This window comes from Stenotrophomonas rhizophila (genome assembly GCF_007667275.1).
GTDB classification, from domain to species: Bacteria; Pseudomonadota; Gammaproteobacteria; order Xanthomonadales; family Xanthomonadaceae; genus Stenotrophomonas; species Stenotrophomonas maltophilia_AE.
The window spans coordinates 133,859-159,335 of record NZ_VDQT01000001.1; the positions used below are offsets into that span (position 1 = coordinate 133,859).

General features: G+C 66.2%; 21 protein-coding genes. 5 read left to right on the forward strand and 16 right to left on the reverse strand.

The genetic code is table 11. From position 1 onward, the window contains the following. Positions 1 to 5: 5 nt before the first annotated feature. From FSZ13_RS00595 to FSZ13_RS00645, 11 genes are all read right to left on the reverse strand, one after another. On the reverse strand, positions 6 to 656 hold the full coding sequence (locus FSZ13_RS00595) for a nucleotidyltransferase family protein (RefSeq protein ID WP_145477507.1): 651 nt from the start codon (positions 654 to 656) through the stop codon (positions 6 to 8). Then, positions 653 to 1,660, reverse strand: a complete 1,008-nt coding sequence (locus tag FSZ13_RS00600) for an XdhC family protein (protein ID WP_145477508.1) — start codon at positions 1,658 to 1,660, stop codon at positions 653 to 655. The genes FSZ13_RS00595 and FSZ13_RS00600 overlap by 4 nt, the downstream gene beginning before the upstream one ends. After that, positions 1,657 to 3,855 carry an aldehyde oxidoreductase molybdenum-binding subunit PaoC gene (gene paoC / locus FSZ13_RS00605; protein ID WP_145477509.1) on the reverse strand — a complete coding sequence of 733 codons (2,199 nt, stop codon included), beginning with the start codon at positions 3,853 to 3,855 and terminating at the stop codon, positions 1,657 to 1,659. The genes FSZ13_RS00600 and paoC overlap by 4 nt, the downstream gene beginning before the upstream one ends. 3 nt (positions 3,856 to 3,858) lie before the next feature. Continuing rightward, positions 3,859 to 4,809 (reverse strand): FAD binding domain-containing protein, encoded by a 951-nt coding sequence (locus tag FSZ13_RS00610; protein WP_145477510.1) that lies wholly within the window; start codon positions 4,807 to 4,809, stop codon positions 3,859 to 3,861. Further along, positions 4,806 to 5,450 carry an aldehyde dehydrogenase iron-sulfur subunit PaoA gene (gene paoA / locus FSZ13_RS00615; protein WP_145477511.1) on the reverse strand — a complete coding sequence of 215 codons (645 nt, stop codon included), beginning with the start codon at positions 5,448 to 5,450 and terminating at the stop codon, positions 4,806 to 4,808. The genes FSZ13_RS00610 and paoA overlap by 4 nt, the downstream gene beginning before the upstream one ends. 133 nt (positions 5,451 to 5,583) lie before the next feature. Continuing rightward, positions 5,584 to 7,857: a xanthine dehydrogenase family protein molybdopterin-binding subunit gene (locus FSZ13_RS00620; RefSeq protein ID WP_145477512.1), complete on the reverse strand. Its 2,274-nt coding sequence runs from the start codon at positions 7,855 to 7,857 to the stop codon at positions 5,584 to 5,586. Further along, positions 7,854 to 8,924: an FAD binding domain-containing protein gene (locus tag FSZ13_RS00625; RefSeq protein WP_186308846.1), complete on the reverse strand. Its 1,071-nt coding sequence runs from the start codon at positions 8,922 to 8,924 to the stop codon at positions 7,854 to 7,856. The genes FSZ13_RS00620 and FSZ13_RS00625 overlap by 4 nt, the downstream gene beginning before the upstream one ends. Continuing rightward, entirely contained in the window at positions 8,897 to 9,451 is a 555-nt protein-coding gene (locus FSZ13_RS00630) for a 2Fe-2S iron-sulfur cluster-binding protein (RefSeq protein ID WP_145477514.1), read from the reverse strand. Before FSZ13_RS00630 ends, FSZ13_RS00625 begins: the two co-directional genes overlap by 28 nt. Positions 9,452 to 9,556: 105 nt before the next feature. Further along, positions 9,557 to 9,808 (reverse strand): hypothetical protein, encoded by a 252-nt coding sequence (locus FSZ13_RS00635; protein WP_145477515.1) that lies wholly within the window; start codon positions 9,806 to 9,808, stop codon positions 9,557 to 9,559. Continuing rightward, positions 9,805 to 11,139, reverse strand: a complete 1,335-nt coding sequence (locus tag FSZ13_RS00640) for a TFIIB-type zinc ribbon-containing protein (RefSeq protein ID WP_145477516.1) — start codon at positions 11,137 to 11,139, stop codon at positions 9,805 to 9,807. The genes FSZ13_RS00635 and FSZ13_RS00640 overlap by 4 nt, the downstream gene beginning before the upstream one ends. 18 nt (positions 11,140 to 11,157) lie before the next feature. Further along, entirely contained in the window at positions 11,158 to 12,306 is a 1,149-nt protein-coding gene (locus FSZ13_RS00645) for an SPFH domain-containing protein (protein WP_145477517.1), read from the reverse strand. A gap of 419 nt (positions 12,307 to 12,725) precedes the next feature. Here FSZ13_RS00645 and FSZ13_RS00650 point away from each other — a divergent pair, with 419 nt between their 5' ends. From FSZ13_RS00650 to imm31, 3 genes are all read left to right on the forward strand, one after another. After that, entirely contained in the window at positions 12,726 to 13,058 is a 333-nt protein-coding gene (locus tag FSZ13_RS00650; RefSeq protein ID WP_145477518.1) for a hypothetical protein, read from the forward strand. Between the two features lie 717 nt (positions 13,059 to 13,775). Beyond that, positions 13,776 to 14,246, forward strand: coding sequence for a hypothetical protein (locus tag FSZ13_RS00655; RefSeq protein WP_145477519.1), 471 nt, complete (start codon positions 13,776 to 13,778; stop codon positions 14,244 to 14,246). Between the two features lie 557 nt (positions 14,247 to 14,803). Then, positions 14,804 to 15,112, forward strand: coding sequence for an Imm31 family immunity protein (gene imm31, locus FSZ13_RS00660; RefSeq protein ID WP_145477520.1), 309 nt, complete (start codon positions 14,804 to 14,806; stop codon positions 15,110 to 15,112). A gap of 9 nt (positions 15,113 to 15,121) precedes the next feature. On the opposite strand, the gene FSZ13_RS00665 is transcribed toward imm31, so the two are convergent. Next, positions 15,122 to 15,397, reverse strand: coding sequence for a hypothetical protein (locus FSZ13_RS00665; protein WP_145477521.1), 276 nt, complete (start codon positions 15,395 to 15,397; stop codon positions 15,122 to 15,124). Positions 15,398 to 15,651: 254 nt separating this feature from the next. Between FSZ13_RS00665 and FSZ13_RS00670 the strand changes: the two genes are divergently transcribed. Further along, positions 15,652 to 15,981 (forward strand): hypothetical protein, encoded by a 330-nt coding sequence (locus FSZ13_RS00670; protein ID WP_145477522.1) that lies wholly within the window; start codon positions 15,652 to 15,654, stop codon positions 15,979 to 15,981. Between the two features lie 15 nt (positions 15,982 to 15,996). Here the strand turns inward: FSZ13_RS00670 and FSZ13_RS00675 are convergent, their stop codons facing one another. Next, the gene (locus FSZ13_RS00675) at positions 15,997 to 17,697 is read right to left on the reverse strand and encodes a sensor domain-containing diguanylate cyclase (protein WP_145477523.1); all 1,701 of its coding nucleotides are present in this window, start codon (positions 17,695 to 17,697) and stop codon (positions 15,997 to 15,999) included. 146 nt (positions 17,698 to 17,843) lie between these two features. Here FSZ13_RS00675 and FSZ13_RS00680 point away from each other — a divergent pair, with 146 nt between their 5' ends. Further along, entirely contained in the window at positions 17,844 to 19,889 is a 2,046-nt protein-coding gene (locus FSZ13_RS00680) for a TonB-dependent receptor (protein ID WP_145477524.1), read from the forward strand. Positions 19,890 to 20,045: 156 nt separating this feature from the next. On the opposite strand, the gene FSZ13_RS00685 is transcribed toward FSZ13_RS00680, so the two are convergent. From FSZ13_RS00685 to FSZ13_RS00695, 3 genes are all read right to left on the reverse strand, one after another. Then, entirely contained in the window at positions 20,046 to 22,094 is a 2,049-nt protein-coding gene (locus tag FSZ13_RS00685) for a TonB-dependent receptor domain-containing protein (RefSeq protein WP_145477525.1), read from the reverse strand. 244 nt (positions 22,095 to 22,338) lie between these two features. Further along, a complete protein-coding gene (locus FSZ13_RS00690; RefSeq protein ID WP_428999952.1) occupies positions 22,339 to 23,937 on the reverse strand; it encodes an SDR family NAD(P)-dependent oxidoreductase in 1,599 nt (532 codons plus the stop codon). Between the two features lie 149 nt (positions 23,938 to 24,086). Beyond that, entirely contained in the window at positions 24,087 to 25,472 is a 1,386-nt protein-coding gene (locus FSZ13_RS00695) for a c-type cytochrome (protein WP_145477526.1), read from the reverse strand. Positions 25,473 to 25,477: the final 5 nt, after the last annotated feature.

Below are 25,477 nucleotides of genomic sequence, written 5' to 3' on the forward strand. Positions count from 1 at the left end.
AGCGGTCAGGCGGGGTCGATGAGGCCGAGGGCGCGGGCGGTGCGCAGGTTCTCGGGGGTGTCGATGTCCAGCGCCAGTCCGGGGGCGTCCAGCAGGAACAGCGACGACGGGGGCAGGGCGCGCAGGCGGGCGCGGAAGCCGCTGTCGGGGGTGCCGGGGGTGAGGTCGGTGAACCAGTGGCCTGGGATTACTGCGGGTACGCCGGGGGTGCTTGAGGCGTCGGTTGACACGCATGGCGTGTCACTACCTGGCGTTGTGGTTGCGGCGCAGCCTGAGGAGGCGTTTGAGGCGCCTCTCAACAAGGCGTGGAGGTGCGCGGCTTCGAGGGCCGGCTGATCGCAGGTGATGACCAGCACCTGCGCGTATTCAGCGACATACGGCGCGGCGGTGTCCAGGCTGCTGCGCATGCCGCGGCCGGGATCGGGATTGATCGCCAGGGTGCACGGCTGGCCGGCCAGCGCTTCGCGCAGGAGATCGGCGTCGGGTGGCAGCACGGCCACCACGGCGCCGGGCGTGGTGCCGCGTGCCAGCCGCACCATGCGGTGCAGCAGCGTTTCACCGTCGATGCGCAGCAGCTGCTTGGGCTGGCCCAGGCGCGTGCTGGCGCCGGCCGCCAGGACCACTACGGCGTGGCCGCGTGGCGCGCCCGCGGTCATGACAGTCCCGGTGCCGCGTGACGCCACGCCTGCAGCTGGGCGGCGATGCTCAGCGCGATCGCATCCGGGCCGCGACCGCCCAGGGCCAGCCCGACCGGTGAGCGCAGGCGGGGCGACAGCGCGGCGCAGGCCGCCGCCGGCAGCACCTTGAACAGGTCATCGCGGCGTCGGGCGGGCCCAAGCAGGCCGATGAAGGGGATCTCCGTGGCCGCCAACTGCTCCAGCGCGTCCCGATCCAACTCGAAGTTGTGATGCATCACCAGCACCGCGTCGGGCAACGCGCCGGACCACACAACTTCACCGGGGCGCTGCGTGCCCGGCAGCGGCAGGGCGTCGGGCAGCCGCGCACGCCAGCGTTCGCGCGGCTCCACCACCTGCACCCGCCACCCCAGCCCCTGCAGCAGTGGCAGCAGCGGCGTGGCCTCCGGCCCGGCGCCGAGCAGCAGCACGCTGGGCGCCGGGCGCCACTGCAACCGCCACTGCATGGCACCGCTGTTCCATTCCACCGGCAGGCTGGGCAGGGTCGTCGACACTTCGGCGGCGCCGCAGTGCCAGCTCAGCCGGCCATCGACGTGCAGCTGCAATGCCAAGGTATTGTCGCCCTGCAACCAGGAAACCAGCACGGCCTCGATGCCCGGCACTGCCGCCATCGGAATCAGCGCGACCCGCTGCCGACCACGACAGCCCACGGCATTGCCGCCAAACAGGGCGTCGTCGTCGCGGGTATCGATCTCCATCCAGTCCAGCGCGCCATGGTCGGCGGCGTCCAGCGCGCGCCGTTCGATCTCCGGCTCTAGGCAGCCGCCGCTGAGCCAGCCCACATGGCCGGCGTCGCTGAACTGCACCAGGGTGCCGGCGCGCGTGTACGTGGAGCCCTCGGTCTCCAGCACTACCGCCAAGGCAGCGCGCTGGTTGGCGCGCACCGCATCGAGCGCCGCTTGCAGCACACGGCCCGGGTTGCCGTCCTCGGCATCCAGCGCAGTGGCGACGCGTCCGGCGCTCATCCGATCGCGGGCAGCCCGGCCAGCAGCTTGTCCAGCGTGATCGGGTACTCCCGCACCCGGGTGCCGGTGGCGTTGTAGATGGCGTTGGCCACCGCCGCGCTGACCCCACACAGGCCGAGTTCGCCCACGCCCTTGGCCTTCATCGGCGACGACACCGGGTCGGTTTCGTCCAGGAACACCACTTCCTGGTGGGGAATGTCGGCGTGCACCGGTACTTCGTAGCCGGCCAGGTCGTGGTTGACGAAGAAGCCCAGCCGCGTGTCCACCGCCAGCTCTTCGGACAAGGCCGCGCCCACGCCCATGGTCATCGCGCCGATCACCTGGCTGCGCGCGGTCTTCGGGTTGAGGATGCGGCCGGCCGCGCAGACTGCCAGCATGCGCCGGATCCGGCTTTCGCCGGTGGCTACGTCCACGCCCACTTCAACGAAATGCGCGGCGAAGGTGGACTGCTGGAACTTCTCTTCCAGCTCGGCGAACTCGATGCTGTCCTCGACCACCAGCTCGCCACCGGCGGCGGCCTTGCCCAGCGCGAACCGCTTGCCGCCGCCGCTGACCTGGCCGTCGGCAAACGTCGCCGTGGCGGGGTCCAGCCCCAGCTTCGCCGCCACCGCCTCGCGCAGCTTGGTGCACGCCGCGAACACACCGGCGGTGGAACTGTTGGCGCCCCATTGGCCGCCGGAACCCGCCGAGGCCGGGAAACTGGAATCGCCCAGCTTCACGGTCACCTGTTCAATCGGCACGCCCAGCATCTCCGCTGCGGTCTGGCCGAGGATGGTGTAGCTGCCGGTGCCGATGTCGGTCATGTCGGTTTCCACCGTGACCTGGCCATTCGCATCCAGGCGCACGCGCGCACCGGATTTCATCACCAGGTTGTTGCGGAAGCCGGCGGCCACGCCCATGCCCACCAGCCAGCGGCCATCGCGCTGCTGGCCGGGGCGGGCATTGCGCTTGTCCCAGCCGAAGCGCTGCGCACCGTCGCGCAGGCACTGCACCAGTTGCCGCTGGGAGAAGGGGCGCTGCGGATTGGCCGGGTCGACCTGGGTATCGTTGCGGATCCGGAACTCGACCGGATCCAGGCCCAGCTTCTCGGCCATTTCATCCATCGCGATTTCCAGCGCCATCAACCCCGGGGTTTCGCCCGGCGCGCGCATCGCATTGCCTTCGGGCAGGTCCAGCTGCGCCAGGCGCAGGCCGGCCAGCCGGTGGGCACCGGCGTACATCAGCTTGGTCTGCTGGATGGCCTCTTCCGGCGAGCCGCCAGGCAGGTTGCCCGACCACGATTCGTGACCGATCGCGGTGAGCGTACCCTGCGCAGTGGCCCCCAGGCGGATGCGCTGCAGCGTGGCCGGGCGGTGGGTGGTGTTGTTGGCGATCTGCGGGCGCGACAGCGCGACCTTGACCGGGCGCTTTGCGGCGCGGGCACCCAATGCGGCCAGCAGCACGTCCGAACGTACGAACAGTTTTCCGCCGAAGCCACCGCCGATGTACGGCGAGATCAGGCGCACGTTCTCCTTCGGCAGTCCCAAGGTCTTGGCCAGGTCGGTCTTGCCCCAGTCGATCATCTGGTTGGAGGTCCACACGGTGAGCTTGTCGCCCTCCCAGGCAGCGAGGGTGGCGTGCGGTTCCATCATCGCGTGCGACTGGTCGGGGGTGTGGTACAGCGCGTCCAGGGTCACCGGTGCTTCACCAAAGGCCTTCTCGAAATCGCCCACGCGGGCATCCGGGTCGGTCTTCTGGAAGTGGGTGCCGGCCTTTTTTGCGGCGGCCAGGTCGTAAGCGCCTTTCTGCGTGGTATAGCGCACCTTGACCAGGCCGGCCGCGGCACGCGCCTGTTCAAAGGTCTCGGCCACCACCAGCGCCAGCGCCTGGTGGTAGTGCGAGATCTCCGGACCGCCCAGCAGTGCGGCGGTATTGCGCTGCGACTTCTGCAGCGGCCCGGCGTTGTCGGCGGTGACGATGGCCAGCACCCCGGGGGAGCGGCGTGCGGCGTCCAGTTCGATGCTGCTGACCCGGCCCTTGGCGATGCCAGCGGTGACCACGTAGCCGTACGCCGGCGCGGCCACCGCATCGTGGCGTTCATAGGCATACGGGGCATGGCCGGTGGTCTTGAGCGGACCATCGATACGATTCAACGGCTGGCCGACCACCTTGAGCTGGTCGATTGGATTCTTGCCGGCGGGGGTGTCGAATTTCATGGCTTATCCCTTCGCCTCCAGCAGCACGGCGGCGAGCGTGCGTTCGGCCAGCTGCACCTTGAAGGCATTCTGTGACGAGGGCGTCGCGCCTTTCAGCAGCGAGGCCATGACGGCCGCCGCACCCTGCGGCAACAGTGCGTCGGCTTCGGGCGTGCGCCAGGGCTTGTAAGCCACGCCGCCCAGGGCGACCCGACCGCTGCCGTCGCGCTGTACCACCGCGGCCACCGACACCAGCGCGAAGGCGTACGAGGCACGGTCGCGCACCTTGCGGTAGATGTGGGTCCCGCCCAGCGGGGCAGGCAGTACGGCGGCGGCGATCAATTCGCCCTTGTCGAGCACGGTCTCCACCTGCGGCGTGGTGCCGGGCGCGCGGTACAGGTCATTGAGCCGGATGCGCCGGCTGGAGCCGTCCGGGCGGATGGTTTCCACCACCGCGTCCAGCGCCATCATCGCCACCGCCATGTCGCTGGGATGGGTGGCGATGCAGGCCGGGCTGGTGCCGACCACGGCCAGCTGCCGGCTGATTCCGCCTATCGCGCCGCAGCCACTGCCGGGCAGGCGCTTGTTGCAGGGCTGGGCGGTGTCGTAAAAGTAGGGGCAGCGCGTACGCTGCAGCAGGTTGCCGGCCGTGGTGGCCTTGTTGCGCAGCTGGCCGGACGCACCGGCGACCAGCGCGCGGGTCAGCAGCGCATAGTCGCGGCGCACGCGTGCATCCGAAGCCAGGTCGGTGTTGCGCACCAGCGCACCGATGCGCAGGCCGCCATCCTCGGTCGCCTCGATGGTATCCAGCGCCAACCCGTTCACGTCGATCAGATGCGCCGGCGTTTCGATCTCCAGCTTCATCAGGTCCAGCAGGTTGGTACCGCCGGCGATGAAGCGCGCGCCCTGGGTCCGCGCTGCGGCGGCGGCCGCTTCGGCCGGGGAGGTGGCGCGTTCGTAGCTGAAGGCCCTCATGCGCGCTTCCCTCCCACGTCTTCGATCGCCTCGATGATGTTGGAGTACGCACCACAGCGACACAGGTTGCCGCTCATGCGCTCACGGATCTCATCGGTGGAGAGCGGGGTACGCGCCTGCAGGTCGCCGGTGACGTGGCTGGGAATGTTGTCGCGCACTTCCTGCAAAACCGCCACCGCCGAGCAGATCTGGCCCGGCGTGCAATAGCCGCACTGGTAGCCGTCGTGCTTCACGAACGCGGCCTGCATGGGATGCAGCTTGTCCGGGCTGCCCAGACCTTCGATGGTGGTGATCTTCGCGCCCTGGTGCATCACTGCCAGGGTCAGGCAGGCGTTGATCCGGCGGCCGTCGACCAGCACCGTGCAGGCGCCGCATTGGCCATGGTCGCAGCCCTTCTTGGTGCCGGTCAGGTGCAGGTGCTCGCGCAGCGCATCGAGCAGGGTCACCCGGGTGTCCAGCTGCAGGGTGCGCGGACGACCGTTCACCTCGAAGGCGACCTCGGCGCTGACCGGCGCGCGGGCCCCGGCCGGGTTTCCCTGCGCCTCGGCAACGGCCGCGGGCAGGACCATGGTGGTGGCCGATCCGGCGCCGAGTTTCAGCACGTCGCGTCGCGACAGGGAAAGGTGCGGAGGGGTAGGCATCGGTTGGCTCCTCGTTGGCTGCGGCCGCCTGGCTCACGGGATAGGCACGGGCACGCCCCAGGCGTGCCGACCGGGCCATCCTGGGGCAGACGCAGTCGGCATACGGTGAAACGGGTGAAGGCAGGCGCGACCCTCAACGCATGACCTTGTCCGGGGTGATCGGGGTGCTGCGGATCCGTTTGCCGGTGGCGTGGTAGATCGCGTTGCTGATCGCGGCGGACACCCCGACCAGGCCGATCTCGCCGACGCCCTTGGCGCCCAGGCTGCTCACCACCCGGTCGTCCTCGTCGGCGAACAGCACCTCGATGTCGTGGATATCGGCGTTCACGGACACGTGGTACTGGGCCAGGTCGTGGTTCATGAACCGGCCGAAGCGGTGATCCGACTCCGTCTGCTCATGCAGCGCCTCGCCGATACCCCAGATCACACCGCCGATGATCTGGCTGCGTGCGGTGGTTGGATTGAGAATGCGCCCGGCGGCGATCGCGCTGACCACCCGCATCACCCGCACCGTGCCCAGTTCCTCGTCCACCCGGACCTCCACGAACACCGCGCTGTGGGTAGCGCGGACGAACTTGCGCTGCTCCAGGATGTTGGGAAGCAGCAGGTATTTGGCGTCGATGCTGGACAGCCCTCCGCTGGCGAGCAGGTCGCTCAGCGGGATCGCGGTGGCAGGGTCGGCGGCCAGCGCCATGCGTCCCCCGGCGAAGACCACATCCTCCAGCCGCGCGCGTGCGAATTCGGCGCGGCCCTGTTTGCGGGCCAGCGCAAGCAGCTGCTTCTTCAGCTTCCCGCAGGCTCCCTCGACTGCCGAGCCGACGGTGGCGACGTGGGACGAGCCGCCTTCGATCGGCGCGACGGGCAGGGTGGAATCGCCCATCTGGAAGCTCACCTGCTCGAGCGGCAAACCCAGCGCCTCTGCGGCGATCATGCTCATCACCGTATAGGTGCCGGTGCCGATATCGCTGGCGGCACTGCTCACCACCAGCCGGCCATCGGCATGCAGTTCGGCGTGCGCGCGGGCGAACATCTGCATCGCATCCCACTGGCCGGTGGCCATGCCCCAGCCTACCCATTCGTCGCCCTCGCGACGTGCGCGTGGCAACGGTGCGCGCTCGCTCCAGCCGAAGCGTTCGGCCCCCAGCTGGTAGCACTCGCGCAGCGCCTTGGTGGAGAACGGCTTGCCGTCGGCCGGGTTGGTCTCGGCGTAGTTCTTCAGGCGCAGCGCCAACGGGTCCATGCCGATCTTCGCGGCCAGCTCGTCCATGGCCACTTCGAGTGCATGCATGCCATGGGCGGCACCGGGCGCGCGCATGTCCATCGGGCTGTACTGGTCAAGGTCGACCAGCTTGTAGCCCAGGTGCACGTTGTCGCAGGTATACAGCTGGCCGCTCCAGTTGACCACGACCTCGACGTAATCCTCGATCCGGGACGTCTCGGCGATGGCGTCATGCGAAATCGAACGCAGGGTGCCGTCCGCGTCGGCCGCCAGCTTCACCCGCTGCACGGTTTCCGGCCGGTGGCCGAAGGTGAACATCTGCTGGCGGGTCAGCACCACTCTTACCGAACGTTCCAGGGCGAGCGACCCCATCACCGCCAGGGCCAGCTGGTACTGCGGGCGCAGGCCCGAACCGAACGCGCCGCCCACATAGGGGTTGCGCACGGTGACCTTCTTCTTGGGCAGGCCGAACACGTGCGACACGTACCAGCGACTGTTCTGCGAGCCCTGGGTCTTGTCGTAGATGGTGAGGTGGCCGTCGTCGCCGCGGATGACGGTACTGGCGAACAGCTCCATCGGGTTGTGGTGCTCCACCGCATGGTGGAAGTCCGCCACCACCTGGTGGGGTGCGGCGGCGAAGGCATCCTGCGGATCGCCCTTGTCCTTGGGCGGCGCCGAGAAGCCCGCTTTCATCTTGCGCGGCTCGTACGCGCGTCCGATCGCGGCGAGGAGGTTGGTGTCGTGCTCCTCGACCGCATAGAACACCTCCACCCGCTCGGCGGCCTCGCGGGCGGCCTCGAAGGTCTCCGCAAGAACCAGCGCCACCGGCTGGCCGCTGTACAGCACTTGATCGTCATGCAGCGGCCGGAACGGCTTGCCAGCGGGTGCGGTCATGTCCTTGTAGAACAGGCCATTGCCGCGCATGTGTGGTCGGTTGAGGTGGGTGATGATCCTCAGCACGCCGGGTACCCCTTCAGCGGACTGCAGGTTGAAGCCAACGATGCGGCCCTTGGCGATGGTGCTGCTCACCGCCACGCCGTAAACCAGTTCACCCTCCGGGAACCATTCGGCCGCATAGCGCGCCTGGCCGGTGACCTTTGCGCGCCCGTCGATGCGGGGCGTGCCGGTGCCGGTCGGCACGTGGCCGGTGCCGGGGACGGCGACCGGCGGCTGCAGGGGCAGGTTCATGCGGCATCTCCGGTGGGGAGCAGGGGCACGCCCTGGTTGGTGACCGTGCCGTTCGCGGCGGTGGTGAGCGCGCGGATGATGGCGCGGTGGGCAAGCGGGATCTTGAACGCGTTCTGGCCCTGCGAGACGGCGCCGTCCAGGAGCCGGTCGGCAGCCGCCGCGAACGCCTCGGTGCCGGGCCGCTGGCCGACCAGAAGGGCTTCTGCCGCCGGGTCGCGCCACGGCTTGTGCGCAACGCCGCCCAGCGCAAGGCGCGCGCCGCGGATGCTGCCGTCGTCGGCAATATCCAGTGCCGCCGCCACGGACACCAGAGCGAAGGCGTAGGACAACCGTTCGCGCAACTTCAGGTAGGCGCTGTGCGCGGCGTATTCCGGCGCCGGTGGCAGTTCGATGCGCAGGATCAGTTCGTCCGGCTGCAGCGTGCTGTCGATATGCGGGGCATCCCCCGGTAGGCGGTGGAACCCGGCGAACGGGATGGTCCGTTCGCCCCGCACGCTGGCCACGTGCACGGTGGCCTCCAGCGCTGCAAGCGCCACGCACATGTCTGAAGGGTGGGTGGCCATGCAGTGTTCGCTGGCCCCGAGGATCGCGTGATGGCGGGTCAGCCCGCCCACGGCCGAGCAGCCGGTGCCGGGTTCGCGCTTGTTGCACGGGGTAGCCCGGTCATAGAAATACGTGCAGCGCGTACGCTGCAGCAGGTTGCCGCCATTGCTCGCCATGTTGCGCAGCTGCGGCGAGGCCGCCGCGAGCATCGCGGCCGACAACAGGGGATAGTTGCGTTCCACCAGCGGATGCCAGGCGGTATCGGCGTTACGCGCGGTGGCACCCAGGCGCAGCCCGCCGTCTTCGCGCTGTTCGATGGTATCAAGCGGCAGCCGGTTCACGTCCACCAGGGCAGCCGGAGTCATCAACTGCAGCTTCATCAGGTCGAGCAGGTTAGTGCCGCCGGCGATGAAGCGGGTGGTGTTGGCGCCTTCGGAATCGGCGAGGGCCTGCAGCGCCTGCTGCACCGATTCGGCGCGTTGGTAGGTCGGGGGAATCATGCCGGCACCGTCCCGGGCACCCAGTCTTTCGGGGTCGGTCTGGCGCCCTCATCGTCGCCATCCAGCACCGACATCACCGCATCGGTGATCTGCGGATAGGCGCCGCAGCGGCAGATGTTGCCACTCATCAGCTCGCGCACCTGGTCGCGGCTGCAGGCCTTGCCTTCGTTGACCAGGCCCTGTGCCGAGCAGATCTGCCCGGGGGTGCAATACCCGCACTGCAGGGCATCGCAGGCCACGAACGCCGCCTGCAGCGGGTGCAGCACGTCGCCTTCGGCAAAGCCTTCGATGGTCTGCACCTCGGCCCCGTCCTGCATCACCGCCAGGGTGAGGCAGCTGTTGATGCGCCGCCCATCCACCAGCACCGTGCAGGCGCCGCACTGCCCGTGGTCGCAGCCCTTCTTGGTGCCGGTCAGCTGAAGCCGTTCACGTAGGAGGTCGAGCAGGCTGACCGTGGATTCGAGCTGCAGGGTGTGCAGCGCACCGTTGACGGTGAGCGTCACGGGGTAAAGCTCGCGCGGACGCGGGTCGGGGCGGTCGTACTCGCTCATGGCAGTTCCGGCTGGGGCGATTTGCCCCACGGTGTGCCATGTCTTGTCTAGTCAGAGTGCATGGTGGATGCACGTAGCGCGAAGACGAGCGTTGATGGGCCGCGTTCATCCTCCCCCGCGTACCACCCGTTTCCGATACTCGCGGACGTTGTCGCCGCGTATCCGCGTCTCCTGGGTGCCGTTGTTGGTGCCCACCTGCTGGTCCGAGCCGGTCACCGGCTTGGCCTCCACCGTGGTCTCGCGCTCGAACGCGTGCGATTTGTCGGTGTTGCGGTAGTACCGGTACAAGCCCCAGTACAGGGCTGTTGCGCTGGCAGGGCCAGCCAACAGCAACCAGAGTCCACTATCGTCGCTCATGAGGCAGCTACCAGGAACCAGAGGGTGATGGCTTCAACGACCGTGCCGGTGGTGAGCGCGGCCAGCAGCAGCTTCCACTGCTGCACCGGCACGCTGCCCATGGTTTCACCGGTGCGCCCGTTGACCGCGATGTAGTGCAACATGCCGCCGTTCCTGCCGGGCTGGTGGTACGAATACAGCCACACCGGCAGGTACATCGACACCCAGCGCGAACCGTGCACGTCCACCTGCTCGGTTTCCCAGCGCACGCCGCGGTCGTAGCGGCGCACCGAGCCCTCGACCTCGGAACGGGCGATGGACAGCAGCTGGTCTTCCAGCCGCGGTTTCATCTTCTCCACGTCCAGGTTGCGCTTTTCCGAGGTAAAGCCCAGCAGGTACGATGCATTCCACTTCAACGCATTCTTGGTGTCGAACGGCAGGATCGCGTTGATGATGTTGTTGGTGTTGACCTTGGTATCCAGGTTGCCGCGCTCGGCCGAGGATTCCAGCGGCAGGTCGTCCACGGTGAAATCCACCTGGCGGTCCACCTGGTACACGTCCGCGTCGTAATACGTTTTCTTCTTGTCGCCTTCGCCGCGGGTGTACTGCCGGGTCTTGATCTCACCCTTGCCGGTCACGCGGGCGCTGACATTGCTGTCCACGATCATGTACGGCATGTACACGCCGACCACGTTTTCCGGAGTGAACTGCTCCTTGAACGCCTTCAGCGCGAACAGCCGGCGCTTGTCCACGAACTGGCGGATGCGCGCGACCGCGTCGTCTTTCGTGATCCGGAACGGCAGCACCGCATCGGGCACCGCGCCGTTGGCGACCTGTTCGTTGACCCCGAACACATGGCGGCACCAATGGCAGCGTGCGGTCATGGTCGTTTCGGTGTTGATGGTGACTTCAGCGCCGCAGCCGGTGCACTTGAAGCTCATCAGGCTGGCGGTCCCGGCCTGGATGTCGCGGGCACCGGAGGCGATGACCGTGCCCCGCAGCTGGTCGAGCCCTTCGCCCAGCCCGAATTCCTGCTCCACCAGCGCGCTGTGCCACTCGTGGCGACAGAACTGGCACACCAGCACGTCGGTGCCCAGCTTGAGGCGCACGTCGGTCGAGCCACACTTCGGGCAACGGTTGAGCCCGTCCTTCAGCTCCTCGGCCCGGGTATCGAGCGCGACCGGATCGGGCGCCTCGATCTCGGCGCGGATCGGGTCGGGCAGGGTGGCCGGGTCCAGCGGGAAGCTGCCGGGCAGCGGCGGGACGTCGCGTGGCGAACCGGGTCCGGTGACGGCCTCGGGCAACGGCGGCGGGCCCCCGGGCAGCGGGGGCGGTGTTCTTGGATCGGACATGGTTATCGTGCGCCCGCCTTACAGACCCAGTGCCTTGGCCTTGAGCGCGTCGTAGTCGTCCTGGGTGATCAGGCCGAGGTCCAGCATCTCCTTGGCCTTCTTCAGCTTGGCCACCGGGTCATCGGCCGCCGGCGCTGCCGGGGCGACCGGCTGCTGCATCGCGCCGGCCCCGAACATGCCGGTCGCCATGCCGACGCCGACCAGCCCGGCCGCGCCGCCGTTCTCACCGGCCGACTGGATGCCTTGGGCCACGCTCGCCTGCAGGTTGGAGTTGCCACGGCCGCCGGTCAAGGCATCGGCGCGCTGCACGGTCTTGAGCAGCTCGCGGGTATTGGCGTCGTACTCGATCGAGACGATGGCGGTCTTGACGATGGCCAGGCCACGGTCGGACTTCCACTGGTAGCCCTGTTCGACGGCCGCGGACAGGCTCTGCGCGAAGCCGAGCGAATCCTGCTGCAGCTTGGTGATGCGGTTGCCCTTGCCCGGATCGTTGGTATACAGGCTGAAAGCGGGCGCCAGCGAACCCACTACCTCATTGAAGAGCTGGCTGGCGGCCGCGTTGTCCAGGTCGGTGAAGTCGAACACCTTGCCCGGCTGCAGGTAGCTGGCCGGCACGAAGTTCTTCACGAACAGGATGGGGTCGACGATCTTCAGCGTGTACGAGCCGCGCGTGATCGCGCCAACCTGGGTATTGAGGAAGCCGTCGTCCCAGTAGATCTCGGACTGGGTGCCGAAGCGGTTGTCCGGCAGCTCCTTGAGCGAGACGAAGAACGCGGCCTGCTGGCCGCCCGGCTGGCCGCCGAACTTGAAGCGCTCCCAGCTCTGCTTGATCAACGGGGTGACGATGCCGTCGCCGGCAAAGATCGACTGCGAGTTGAGGTCATCCGAACGCCACTCGTAGCCACCCGGTTCGGCGACGAAGCCGGTGATGGCCCCGTCCTGGAACAGCAGCAGGCCATAGCCCTCGGGCACCACGATCTTCGAGCCGTTGCTGATGATGTTGGACGAGCCGCTGGTGTTGGACCCGCGCCCGGCGTTGGTGCCCTGGGGCACCGCCGCGAACAGCGCCGCCGTGGCCGGCAGGCCTGCCGGCACGGTGTAGAAGTCCTTCCACTGGTCGGCCAGCACGCCGCCGACTGCACCCTTCACTGCCTGAATGAGACCCATGGCCCGCTCCCTGAGATCCAAGGACGGGCGGGGTGCCCGTCACGATGAAGGGACTATAGCAGTGGGGCGAAGAGCGGGAGTGGGCGTTTCCGGCACCTTGCCCGACCGGGATATCATCACCGGCAATGAAGGCAACAGCTATCTGATCGGGACCGAAGGTGTAGACGTAATCTATGATTTGAACGGGAACGATACGCCCTTAGGCCGAGACAGGGACGATATCCCGGTAGGAGGTGCTGGCAACGAACCGGTGGCTTTCTCAAGCGCAACCTTGGTATTAGCTTGGATGCACATTGCAAAAAGCCGATTGGTCGCGCCGAAGTACACACTCTTCTTGACGCCAGCGAATGGCGGTATGCTGCTTGCGAGGAGGTCCGCCTTCCGCCTGAAGCAGAAATCTAGTATTAGCGGGGTAATTCATGGCAGGGGCAATACTCATCGGTGAGATGGGTGACATTTCCATCGGCACGATTCCATTCGCGCTTATTGTGAACAGGATAAGAAGTACTTTTCTGCCAGGAGAGATTGCTGTCCGAAATAAGGTTTTCAGTCCGATTGACGATGGCGGGATGAATTTTATTTCAGCCATCGACCTTTCGTCGGATGAGTTTCACGCATTCGCCGCCGCGGTTGAGGAGGTCTATCGAGCACGCAATATCGAAGGAAATCTAATCGTTCACGAAAGTGTTTGGCGGGAAATTATTGATGCCATTAAGATGGATTCACGCTATGGAGGTCATGGCCACATATAGCGTGGGTACTCCATCCAATTGACGCGAGCCCAGGAACGCGGAAGACCCGTTCGGCGCGTTGATGGGCACCATTGTAGGACGTAGCCTTGCGAATTGACGACGCCGCCATTGAGCAGCCACGTGCAACCGGTAGTCCGGCCGGGCGAAGTGTCGAGTGTCGAGTGTCGATCGCATCCCCATCGAATTCGATCTGGGCGGCGCCCAGGCGACCTGCTCATGGCGCTGCCTGTCATTGGCGCGGCAGCACGGCGGGCGAGGGTCGTAGTTTCCGGCCTGCCGCCGCGCTATTTCAGCGCTTTGCGCGCTCTACCAGTGTCTTTCCGGCCGGCGTGCCAGCGGCCAGGCCATACTCTGCGACGGCGCTTCCAGCCAGGCATACATCGGACCTTTGCATGGCTGCAGGCTGCAGGCTGCATGCGAGGGTGCGCAGCCGGTGAGGATAGCTATCTCGGTGCAGGGATCGAGGCAGGCTGAGGCTGTGCTGCCAAGGGGCAGTTGGGCGCTGCTCAGTTCATGGGCCGACGTCGCCATTGCTGGCAAACCCACGAATCACACGTTTAACTGGGAAATTGAAGACGTGCACGCAAAGGGATTTGCGACGTATGTAGGCGGCAAGCGCATAGCAGTCGTCGTGGCAAAGGAGAGTCCGTACAATGGGCGCGTAGTCTCCGCGTTCCAGCCGGATTCTTGGCAGCTTACTGAGTGGGGAACTGAGTGATGAGCATTGTTGAGGATGCGCTCCTATGGGATGGGGTTTACGCAAACATCGCGATGTATGCCCTGTTTGAAGGCGACCCCAATATGCAGGAGTGTTCGTTTGCTACTGGCGATGTGGAACCGATAAAGGCGTGGCCCCCATTTCTGCTGGAAGATGAGCTCAACACCCTCCCTGGTCGATCCCTGGTAAATTATGAGGTCAGGCTCTCAAGAATTCCCGACGATCTGGCAGGCTATCTGGAGGTCTGTACGGGCGTGGCCAAGGCCAAGGGCGCGGTATTCATCTGGTTCCAGTTTGAGGCATCATTCAACTTTGATTATTTGTTCACCGGCGAAATTGCGAGGCAGATCTATTACATTGTTGATCGCGATGGTCGAGCGTACAAAGCTCTGGAAGATGAAAATCTGCTCAGCGATGGCTGGAAGAGCATTGTTTTGGAGAAGCGCCTTCAGATTGTTGACATGACTTGACGAAGTCTTAGGCTGGGGGTCGTTGACTTGGGCGATGCGGATTAGTCTCTAGCGGTCTACCTGGGTCTGGTGCTCAGCCTGTGGAGCCTGTGATTAACTTTCGGTAACTTGGCATTGAGGCTGGGAATGTAGGTGGAAAGCAGGCTTGGCGCTCTACTCACCTCTACGGAGCGCCAGCGCCCAACGGGATAGTTCCTGCGGGGCGGGCGGCCTCAGGCTTGAAGACGAACATGCCGCTTTTGTGGCTTTGCATCGCGGGATCAAGTTGGTGACATGGTTGGAGGACAGATGTACCTGCATTGGCTGAAGCAGCTGCCCACGTCTGATGGCGAGTATCCGTCTGCAAGGTGCCCTTCCTGTGGTAGTACAGGGCTGAGTTTTAAGTACTTTGGCCCTGCCTCCGGAGAGTACGGCTGGAAGGTTGTATGGTGCGAGACGTGTTGGTCAGGCATCAACGTGTCGCGCATCAAGCTTCCAGGCTCGCAATCCATAGTTAGGTCAGAAGATGGCTGTAAGGATTTTGAGGCCACGCTTAAGCGTATTCGCTTGGTATTGGAATGAGTAGAGCCGATGATTCCCTGTTTGAATTCTATGGGGTCGTAGAGGTTGTGGCTGGAAGGCCAATAATTGGTGAGGTAGTCGGACGCCGGGGCGCTGTGATAGGGAAGGCGCAGAACGAGGAAACCGGGGCGTGGTCATACTCGGTATCCATGCTGGAGAGCCGGGAGAGCTGGAGCCTCAGGGAAAATGAGATTGTTTCAACCGGGCTTCATATGACCAGGCAGGATTTTTACGATGGTTCCTCAGTAAAAATCTTGTCGGATCCGGAAACAGGCGAGGGCACTCTCGCCGATCCGACGGAGTGACGACCGTACTCAGGGCAGGTCGCATTGCATCTTGCCGTCTACGTAGTACGGCTTGGGCACGTTTGGATTGTCGCTGGTCCTTTCGAACACTACTTCGAAAGAGTCCACCTTCGGCGTGCCGTTGCGGTCCGTGCAGGCTTCCTGCAGTTTCTTCTTGACGGAGGCGATACCTGCGTCCCGAGTGGCACCGTCGGCGCTGTTGGTCAGGTTTGCCACCTCAGCGAAGGCGAGGGAACTCATGCCCAGCAGGCATGCGGCAAGCATGGCGGTGTGCAGCTTCTTCATTGCGGCTCCTTAGCAGTGTCCATCAGGTTCCTTCGAACAATTCGAGCGGAACAATCAAAACGTCGGGCGGTACGCCGTCGACGCGCAGGTAGCTTAGGGAACCTTGGTTAAGGCTCCGTCGGCAAGAGGTCCGGCGCGTGGACCGCATTCCTGCTGACCGGCATGCTCCGCCCGCAGCCTGCCTGCCGGCCGTCTTGACGCCATCTTGGCATCGTCCGAGGATACTTCCAGGCGTGTCCAGCTGGAGACCGGTCATGAGCGGCGCATCCCAGAAAACCTCCTCGTCCCCGCACGTGCTGCGGTTTGAAACGCTGTCGCTGGATCCCGGTGAACTGGCCGTGGTGATCGAGCTGGAGCAGCCACCTTCGGCCAACTGGGTCAAGGCCCTGGAGCGCGAGCTCGGGCAGAGCGACGGGCTTGAAGACGCGTTCGCGCGATGCGACGGGCGCTTTGTCTACATCGTGGGGCTGGAGCCCGGCCTGCGTGGCACGCTGCAGCGGGTCAGCCGGGTGCTGCAGGCCGTGCAGGGCGGGGGTTCCCCCAGGAAATCCGAGCAGGTCAGCACCCACGCCGTGCACGCGTGAGCCACTGCGCGGGCGTCAGGCGCTGCCGGGACGCTCCCGGCGGCGGCGCTCGTACAGTTTCATGTCGGCACGGTTGATGGTGTCGGCCACGGTCTCGCCAGAGCGGTTGATCGCGCAGCCCCCGGAGAACCGCACCGGTGCCAGGTGCGCCCGCTGCTGATACTCGGCTTCCAGGGCCTGCAGCCTGCCCAGCGTTGCTCCCGGCACGAACACCAGGAACTCATCGCCGCCCAGGCGGACCACCACCTCGTCCTGCTGCAGCGGCGCGGACAGGAAGGCCACGAACTCGACCAGCACCGCGTCGCCATAGGCGTGGCCCCGGGTGTCGTTGATCTCCTTGAAGTGGTCCAGGTCGAAGACCAGGCAGCCCCAGGCGTCGAGCTGCTTGCTGGCAAGTTCGGCCAGGTAGCGGCGATTGAACGACCGGGTGAGCGGATCGCGGATGGCCATCTCCAGCAACTGCCGCTCCTGCAGGTGCTGGGTGGTGATGTCCTGGGCGTGGCCGAGGACGTAGGGCGGGTCGGCCTCGGTATCCAGCACGTTGTGATAGGCCCAGTAACGGCGTGAGCCGTCTTCGGCGACCAGCTCCATCAGGCCCGAATCGCTCTGGTTCTCCACGATGCGCTCCAGGTAATACTGCAGGTACTCCAGCCGCTCCAGCGGCATGATCTCGGCCAGCGTGCGACCGATCAGCTCCGCTTCGGGACGCCCGAGGGACAACGAGGCGGCCGGGTTGACCGAGGTGATCGTGCCGTCGAGGGTGTGCGTGCAGATCAGGCCCAGGCTGTGCTGGAACAGTCGCCGGTAACGGGCTTCGCTGTGGGCCAGGGCGTCGGTGGCCGTGCGCTGTTCGGTCACGTCCTGGATCGCACCCACCAGCCGCGGGCCGGTAGCGTCCTCCACGCGCTGGCCGACGATGTGCACCCAGGTGCGATCGCCCGTGGCCTTGAGCGCGCGCACGGTCAGGTCGATCGGGGTGCCGTTGGCGGCGCAGGCGGCAATGGCGTCCTGGAGCTGCTCGCGGCTGCTGTCCGGGTAGAACGACAGCGCTGCGGCCAGGTTGGGGTCGAAGTCCTCGGCCACGCCGTGGATCAGGCGCGTTTCGCGGGTCCAGTCCAGGGTGTTGCTGTCCAGGGCGAGCTCCCAGCCGCCGACTTTGGCGAGGGTGTTGGTGCGCTCCAGGAACGCCTGGCTGCGTTGCAGCTGGCGATGCAGGCGGTTGCTCTCGGCGATGCGGTTGAGCAGGCTGGCGCGTTGTTCCATGCCGATGGCCGCCACCCGTGCCAGCCACGCCAGCGCTTCGCGCTGGGCGGCGGTGGCGTGGCCGGGTTCGGGGTTGAGCAGGCACAGCGTTCCGATCCGGCTGCCGCCTTCCAGCCGGATCGGCGCGCCCAGGTAGTGGCGGACGTAAGGCGGGCCTTGCACGATGGGGTTGTCGGCGAAGCGCGGATCTTCGCGCGCGTCCTCCACCTCCAGCACCATGTCGGACTGGATCGCCCAGGTGCAAAACGAAATGTCGCGGGCGGTCTCCGACGCCGCCTCCAGGCCGATGTGCGCCTTGAACCATTGGCGCTCGCCATCGATGAGCGAAATCATCGCCACCGGCATGCCGGTCATGGCGTAAGCAGCGTGGGTCAGGGCATCAAAGAACGGCTCGGGGTCAGAATCCAGGATCCGCAGGGAATCCAGTGCTGCCTGGCGTGCGCTCTCGGTCATCCGGTGCCTCCACAGCGTGTTTCGACACGACCCTCCGTCGTGCCTGCGGCCATCCTAGGCAGCTGGGATGCAGCAGTTGGTGAAAGCAGGTGATATGCGACATTAACGTAATGTTATAGTGTCACATTGCCAGTCACCCACACGCCATGAAGAACCACGCCCTCGTTGCCGCCGTCGCTGCCGTCCTGTTTGCCCCCGACTCCCGCGCCCAGTCGTCCGATTCCGCCCTTACCCTGGGCAAGGTCGACGTGCACCAGCACACCGAGGGCCAGCTCACTGCCCACCAGGTGCTGACCTCGGTGGACGTGCTCGGCGCCGACCAGATCGAAGACAAGAACGTGTCGCACAGCTGGGAACTGCTCGGTCAGATGCCCGGCATCCAGTTGACCGAGACCCGGCAGGGCGCGGAGTCCGGCAAGGTCAGCTTCCGGGCGTTCAACGGCGAGGGCTATCTCAATGCGATCAAGACCCTGATCGATGGCATCCCCAGCAACGTCAACAGCGGGAACCAGCGCTTCATCGACATGCTGTTCCCGCTGGAAATCAGCTACATCGAAGTGGTGCGCGGCACCAACGACCCGCGCTACGGCCTGCACAACATCGGCGGCAACGTGAACTTCGGCACGCGCCAGGGCGGGAACTACACCGATGCTCGGCTGGCCTATGGCAGCTACAACACCCGTGACGCGCAGCTGGCCATCGGCCGCGAAAGCAACAGCGTTGCCCAGAACTACTTCATCGGCACGCAGGCGTCGGACGGCTACCGCGACCATGACACCTCGCGGAAGTACGCAGTGGGTGGTAAATGGTTCTACGGCAGCTTGGATGACGGCATGCGCATCGGCCTCACCGCGCGCGCCTACCACCACGAGGCCGACGAACCGGGCTTCATGACCGCTGAGGAACTGCGTACCGACCGCCGTGGCTCACAGCTGCGCAACGCCAACGATGGCGACGACCGCGACATGCGCCAGATCGGCGTGCACATGGACCTGAAGCTGGCGGACAGTCTCTATCTGGGCAGCAAGCTGTACTACAACCGCTACGAAGACGACCGCCGGGTGACCTTCAGCGACCTGCCCATCGGCAATGCCCCGCGCCAGCGCCGGGTGTGGGATGAGAAACAGACCGGCATGCTCACCACGCTGACCTGGCAGCCCGGCGCCACGCTTACGCTGGAAGGCGGGGTGAACATCGAGCATCAGGACAACGGTTACATCCGCGAGCGTTTCAGCTACGCCGAGCCCACCGACTTCAGCGCCACACCCGCACGCGTGCAGAACAACGACCGCCACACCTTCGACAACTACGGCGCGTATGTGCAGGCTATCTACCAGCCCATCGAGGCGCTGAAGATCGTGCCGGCCTACCGGGTGGACCGTTTTGATGGTGACACCCGCCTGCCGGGCGGCATCACCGGCCCGCTGCAGCGCTACGGCACCATCGACCAGCCCAAGCTCAGCGTGGTCTATGCCTTCACCGACAGCACCAATGTGTATGCCAACTGGGGCCGCGCCTTCCAGGTGCTGACCGGCTCCACCGCGCCGGCTTACCTCACGCCGGGGCAGGGCGCCATGAACCCGTCCACCAACACCGGCATGGAGCTGGGCATGAAGTTCAGCCCGTTCGCCGGCAGCCAGGCGCGCATCGCGGTATGGCAGCAGGATGCGGCCAACGAGGTCTCCAACATGCCCGCCACCGGCACCACCGTGACCCTGGGCAAGACCCGCCGCCGTGGCGTGGATGCGCAGATCAGCGCGCAGGTAGGCGAGAAGTGGACGGTGTGGGCGTCCCACGCGTACCAGGAGGCGAAGATCGAGCGTGACTTCCGTGACGCGAGCCTCTCGCTGGAAGGACGCGAGGTGGCCGCAACGCCGCGTTACATCAGCAACGTCGGGCTTGACTACCAGGCCACCGAGGCTCTGCAGCTGGGGCTGCAGGGCAGGGCGCAGGGCGACTACTACCTGGAAGAGCGCAACGTGGCCGGCAAGTACGGTGGCTTCGCGGTGCTGGACCTGAGCGCCCGATACCAGTTCACGCCGCGCTGGAGTGTGGACGTGCAGGTGAAGAATGCGACCGATCGCCAGTACGAATACGCGTGGTACGACAGTTTCTTCTGGGAACAACCGCAGCCGATGTTTTCACCGGCTGCGGGGCGTGGCTTTTACCTCGGTCTGAACATGAAGCTTTGATTGCGTGAAGTAGTCTGGGTCGCACTTGGCAGGCATTCCGAGGGACACGCAATGCGTGTCCCTCGGAACCCGAGCATCCGCACGTAGCGACACGCCATGCGTGTCCCACGGAACCCATGCCGAAACCAGGACGCGCCAAGCGCGCCCCAGCCATCATCAGAACCGCGCAGTAGCGCCGACGAAGAAGGTGCGCGCACCACCGTCGTAGTTGTTGCCTTCGTCGATGGTGGAGACGTCGCCGGCGTTCAGCACGCCTGCGCGCAGGGTCAGGTTCTCGTTGACGTCGAACCCGGTCACCAGGTCCCACGTCGTGTAGGCCTTGGCGAAGGTCGCGCTGCTGCTGGAGACCAGCTGCTCGCCGATGTGCTGCGCGCTCAGGTTGAGCGACCAGGCCTCGGTCACCTGCCAGTCCAGCGAGGTGTTGGCGGTGATCTTCGGCACCACCAGCAGGTTCGCCCCGGTGGTGCGGTTCTTCGATTCCAGCATGCGCGTGGCGTTGGTGGTCCAGCTCAGGCGCTCGTGCAGGGGCACGGTGACGCTGGCCTCCACGCCGCGGGTGCGCGCCTCCTGGATGTTCTGCGCCACCGTCCACCAGAAACCGTTGACGAAGCTGGTGTCGTAGCCGGCAATCTCACGCAGCGGCACCTGCTCGATCTTGTCGTCGAAATCGGTGAGGAAGTACGTGGCCGAGGCCGACCAGCCGCCGCGGTCGAAGCCGACGCCCAGCTCGTAGTTGGTGCTGGTTTCCGGCTCGAGGTTGGGATTGCCGGCCATGTAGCAGCCGGTGGTGCCATCGGCACTGACCGAGCGGTTGGTCCAGCCTTCCACGGTGAGGCTGCGGCAGCCGTTGCCGCCCGACTGCGTGGCCGCACCGGCGCTGCCTTGTTTCAGGTTCGGCGCCCGAAAGCCCTGCGACACACCGCCGCGCACGGTCCAGTCGTCCGACGGGTGCCACACGCCGTAGATGCGCGGGCTCAGGTTGTCGTCGTAGTTCTCGGTGTTGTCCCAGCGCAGGCCCAGGGTGAGCGTGAAGCGCTCATGCAGGGTGATGTGGTCTTCGGCGAACAGCGCCCACGAGTCGGCCTCGTTGGTTGGGCTGATCCGGCCGCTGCCGCTCCAGGTCACCGGCACGGTGCCGATGGTGTCGGTGTTCTGCAGCTCTTCGCGCTTCCATTGGCCACCCACGTTCAAGCGGTGCTCGAAGCCCAGGTGGAAGCCAGTGGCGAAGGCGGTATCGAACACGGTTTCCTTGGCGTGGTTGCCCACCTGGCTGCCCTTGTCCTCGTAATCGTTCTGGGTCAGGGTGGACTTGGAGGTGCTGGCATCGCCGTAGCGGCCGTCGTGGGTGACCACGTAGCCGGTGTGCACCAGCTTGGACAGGCCCCATGCGCCGACATCGCCGCCACCGCGGTTGCGCTGCGTGCCATGGGTGGCCTCGAAGCCCAGCGTGTGGTCGCCGTTGATGGCCCAGTTGAGCAGCGCGTTCGCATTCTCGGCCTTGGTACCCGGGGTCTGGCCGCGGCCACGGTCGGATTCGCGATCGGTGACGTTGGCACCGACGCGCAGGCCCAGGCTGTCGGTGAGCGGGCCGCTGAACAGCCCGCCCATCTGGGTGGTGTTGCCGCGCGTGGACGAGTCCGGCTTGCTGTAGTTGTAGGTCACCGAGCCGCCCCATTCGGGCGCGATCTTCCGGGTGATGATGTTGATCACGCCGCCCATGGCGTCGGAGCCATACAGGGACGACATCGGCCCGCGCACCACTTCGATGCGTTCGATCATGTCCGGCGACAGCCAGTTCAGATCCTGCGGGCCGAGGTCATCGCGGTAGTTCACGCCGGACGAATTGCCCTGGCGGCGACCGTCGATGAGGATCAGCGTGTACTGCTCCGGCAGCCCGCGCAGGCGGATCTTCGACTGCGCGCCGGAGAGGGCGTAGCCACCGGTCACGCCGGGCACGGTGCTGAGCAGCTGGCCGATGCTGGAGACCGGCTTGCGCTCGATGTCCTGGCGGCTGATCACGCTGATGCTGGCCGGCGCGTCCTTGATCCATTGCTGGGCGCCGGTGGCGGTGACTACTACGGTGTCGAAGTCCTTGGCGTCGGCGGCGGCTTCGCCGTTGGCGTGGGCCTGTGCGGACAGGGCCAAGGCGATGGCCGCAGTCAGTGCGGCCAGGGAATGGGCAAGCGTGGGGGGTGCAACGCGCATCGAGCAAACTCCTGGAAAAGAGGGTCCGCTGGCGATGGCTGGGACGTCCGTGTGGTGATTCTGAAATCGTTCACAATGATATCACGAATCATTCGCATGTGACACATTCGGACATGTACCGGTAGCGCCGGCCGTTGGCCGGCCTGCGGGGGATTTGCATCGGGCGATGAAGGTCCGCGAGGGCCGGCCAACGGCCGGCGCTACCGCGTTTGCGGACTTTCCGTGGGCACCGCGGGCGCCTGCCTCACCAGTCGGTGGGGGCGTAATCCTTGAGGAACTGGCCCCACACGTGGTTGCCGGTGTTCGCGCCGTGGATGATCGGGTCGACGATGCGCGCGGCGCCGTCAACGATGTCCAGCGGCGGATGGAAGCGCTCTTCGGCGACCTTGCGCGCTGCGATCTCCGCCGGATCTTCGTCGGTCACCCAGCCAGTATCCACGGAATTCATGTGGATGCCGTAGTTCTGGTAATCGGCCGCCGAGGTGCGCGTCATCATGTTCAACGCGGCCTTGGCCATGTTGGTGTGCGGGTGGCGGGTGGTCTTGAAGTTGCGGTAGAACTGCCCCTCCATCGCCGACACATTGACGATGTGCTTGTCGCGCTCGGGCGTGCGCAGCATCAGCGGCTTCAACCGCGCATTGATGATGAAGGGTGCGATGGCGTTGACCAGCTGCGTCTCCAGCAGCTCCACCGACGGCACTTCGGCCATCAGCAGGCGCCAGGAGTTGCGTCCACGCAGGTCCACCTGCTGCAGGTCCTGGTCCAGCCGGCCTTCCGGGAACAGGTGCTGCTGGCCCAGCAGCTCATCGGCCAGCAACGGCACCTGCGACAGCTCGGCGGCGCGGGTAAGGCCATCGGCGCCGACCAGGCCGTCCTGCAGCGCCGGTACCGCCGCGTCCGAACCCAGCGCCAGCATCTCCGGGCTGCGCAGGCCTTCGTACTGGCCCACCAGCTTGCGGATCGTCTCCGGCACCTCGTGCAGCGCGGCGGTTTCGCCGGCCATCATGTGCGCATAGAACTGCGGCGGACGGCGCACGGTCTGGCAGGCATTGTTGATGATGAAATCCAGCCGCGTGCGCGTGGCCAGCAGCTCATTGCAGAACGCTTCCACGCTGGGCGTATGGCGCAGGTCCAGCCCGTACACCTGCAGGCGGTGGCCCCATTCGGCGAAGTCCGGCTCTTCGGCATAGCGGGCCGCCGAATCGCGCGGGAAGCGCGTGGTCACGATCAACTCGGCGCCAGCGCGCAGCAGCTTCAGGCCGGCCTGGTAGCCGATCTTGACCCGGCCGCCGGTCAGCAGCGCCACGCGGCCACGCAGGTCGGCGGTTTCGGTGCGCTTGAGGAAGTTCAGATCGGCACAGGCGGTGCACATCTGGTCGTAGAAATGATGCAGCAGGGTGAACTTCTGCTTGCACACGTAGCAGTGCCGCACCTCTTCCGAATGCACCGGTTCCGGCGTGGCAGCGGCGCCCTCGCCGTTGCGCGCATCGTGCAGGCCGGCGGCGTGTGGCGGGAAGTAGTTCGGGGTGCTGAATACCGGCTTGCGGCGCAGGGTGCGGATGCCGGTCTGGTCCAGCAGCGCTTCGGCCTTGCGCACCTTTTCCTGCTGCAGCCGTACCTTGGCCTGCTGCTTCAGCTTCTGCCGCCGTTCCTTCGGTTCGGGGTGGTAGACCCTGGCCACTACCTGGTGGAAACGCACGCGCTCGTCTTCCGGCAGCGTGTCCAGCATGGCGCGGTCGGCCTCGATCGCCTCCAGCAGGTCCAGCGCGGCGCGCAGGCGGTCGGTCAGGGGCAGCTCGTCCTGGGGCAGGGCGTCGGCGGGGGAAGAAGCGATGGCGTTCACGTTGGATCCGGAGGTAACGGCGGGAGGGCGGTCGGCAGTGCCGTCAACCGCAAGGGAGCGGCCCCTGCCGTTGCAGGGCAGGGGCGCTCGGAGGGCCGCTATTCTCCCCGATCCGGGGGTTTCGTGCAGGAGCCGGCTGAACCGCCGGGTTATTCCGCGTCTTCGCCGCCCCGGGCGGCGGTCGGGTCGTGCGCGTCCTTGGCGGCCTTGGCCTCGTCATCCAGGTGCTGGCGCACCTTCTTCGCCTGGTCGGCAGTGACCGCACCGGCCTGGTTGCCGAAGTCCTGGCGGATGAACGTGGCCAGCTGGGCGATCTCCTTGTCCGACAGGCGTTCGGCGAAGCCGGGCATGCCCAGGTTGGAGGGACGCTGGGTGGTTGAGGGCAGTTCGCTGCCGGCCAGCAGCAGTCGGATCACCGAGGTCGGGTCGTCGGCCAGCACGGTGGGGTTGCCCGCAATGGCCGGGAACACGTTCGTATAGCCCTTGGCATCGGTGCGATGGCAGGCCGCGCAGTTGTCGACGAACAGTTCGGCGCCGCGGCTGTCGTTGATGCCGGTCTGCAGTTTGCGCGCCGTGGCATCGCTGGCGGTGTACGTGGAAGGATCATGCGGGCTGGCCGGCAGCTGCTTGAGATACACCGCGATCGCCTTCAGATCCTCGTCGGTGAGCTTCTGCGTGCTGTGCGTGACCACGTCGGCCATCGGCGAGCCCACCACCGCGCTGTGCGCGTTGCGGGCGGTGCGCAGGGTGTCGACGATGTCCTGCTCGGACCAGCGGCCAAGTCCGTCGGCCGCGTTGCCGCGCAGGTTGACCGCGTTCCAGCCGTCGATCACTTGGCCACCGGACAGGTACGCCGGGCTGGATTCGTCCAGCGCCTTCTCCTGCAGGGCGAGGCCACGCGGGGTGTGGCAACTGCCGCAGTGGCCGAGGCCCTGCACCAAATAGGCGCCGCGTGCCAGCTGCGGATCGCTGTACTTGCCGGGATCGAACGCCACCGCGTCCGCCTCGGGCGCGAAGGTCTTGCGCCAGATCGCCAGCGGCCAGCGCATCGACAGCGGCCAGGTGATGTCCACGGCCCGGTTGTCCTGCCGCACCGGTGCGATGTCGCCGTGCAGGAAGTACGCGTGCAGGGCGCGCACGTCGTCGTCGCTGATCCGCGCGTAGGACGGGTAGGGCATCGCCGGGTACAGCGTGCGGCCGTCAGGCGCGATGCCGTGGCGGACCGCACGGTCGAAGTCATCCAGCGAATATGCGCCGATCCCGGTGTCCTTGTCCGGGGTGATGTTGGTGCTGTAGATGTTGCCGAGCGGCGATGCCACCGGCAGCCCACCGGCGAACGGCTTGCCGCCCGGCTTGGTATGGCAGGCGGTGCAGTCGCCGGCCGCCGCCAGGTAACGGCCGCGTTCGATCAGCGCCGCATCGGCCGCGGGCCCATCGGCCAGCACGCGGGTTCTGGTGGGAATGAAGGCATAGGCCAGGGCGGCCAGCAGCACGACCAGGCCGATGACCACGATCCAGAGAAGAAGCTTTTTCATGCGCG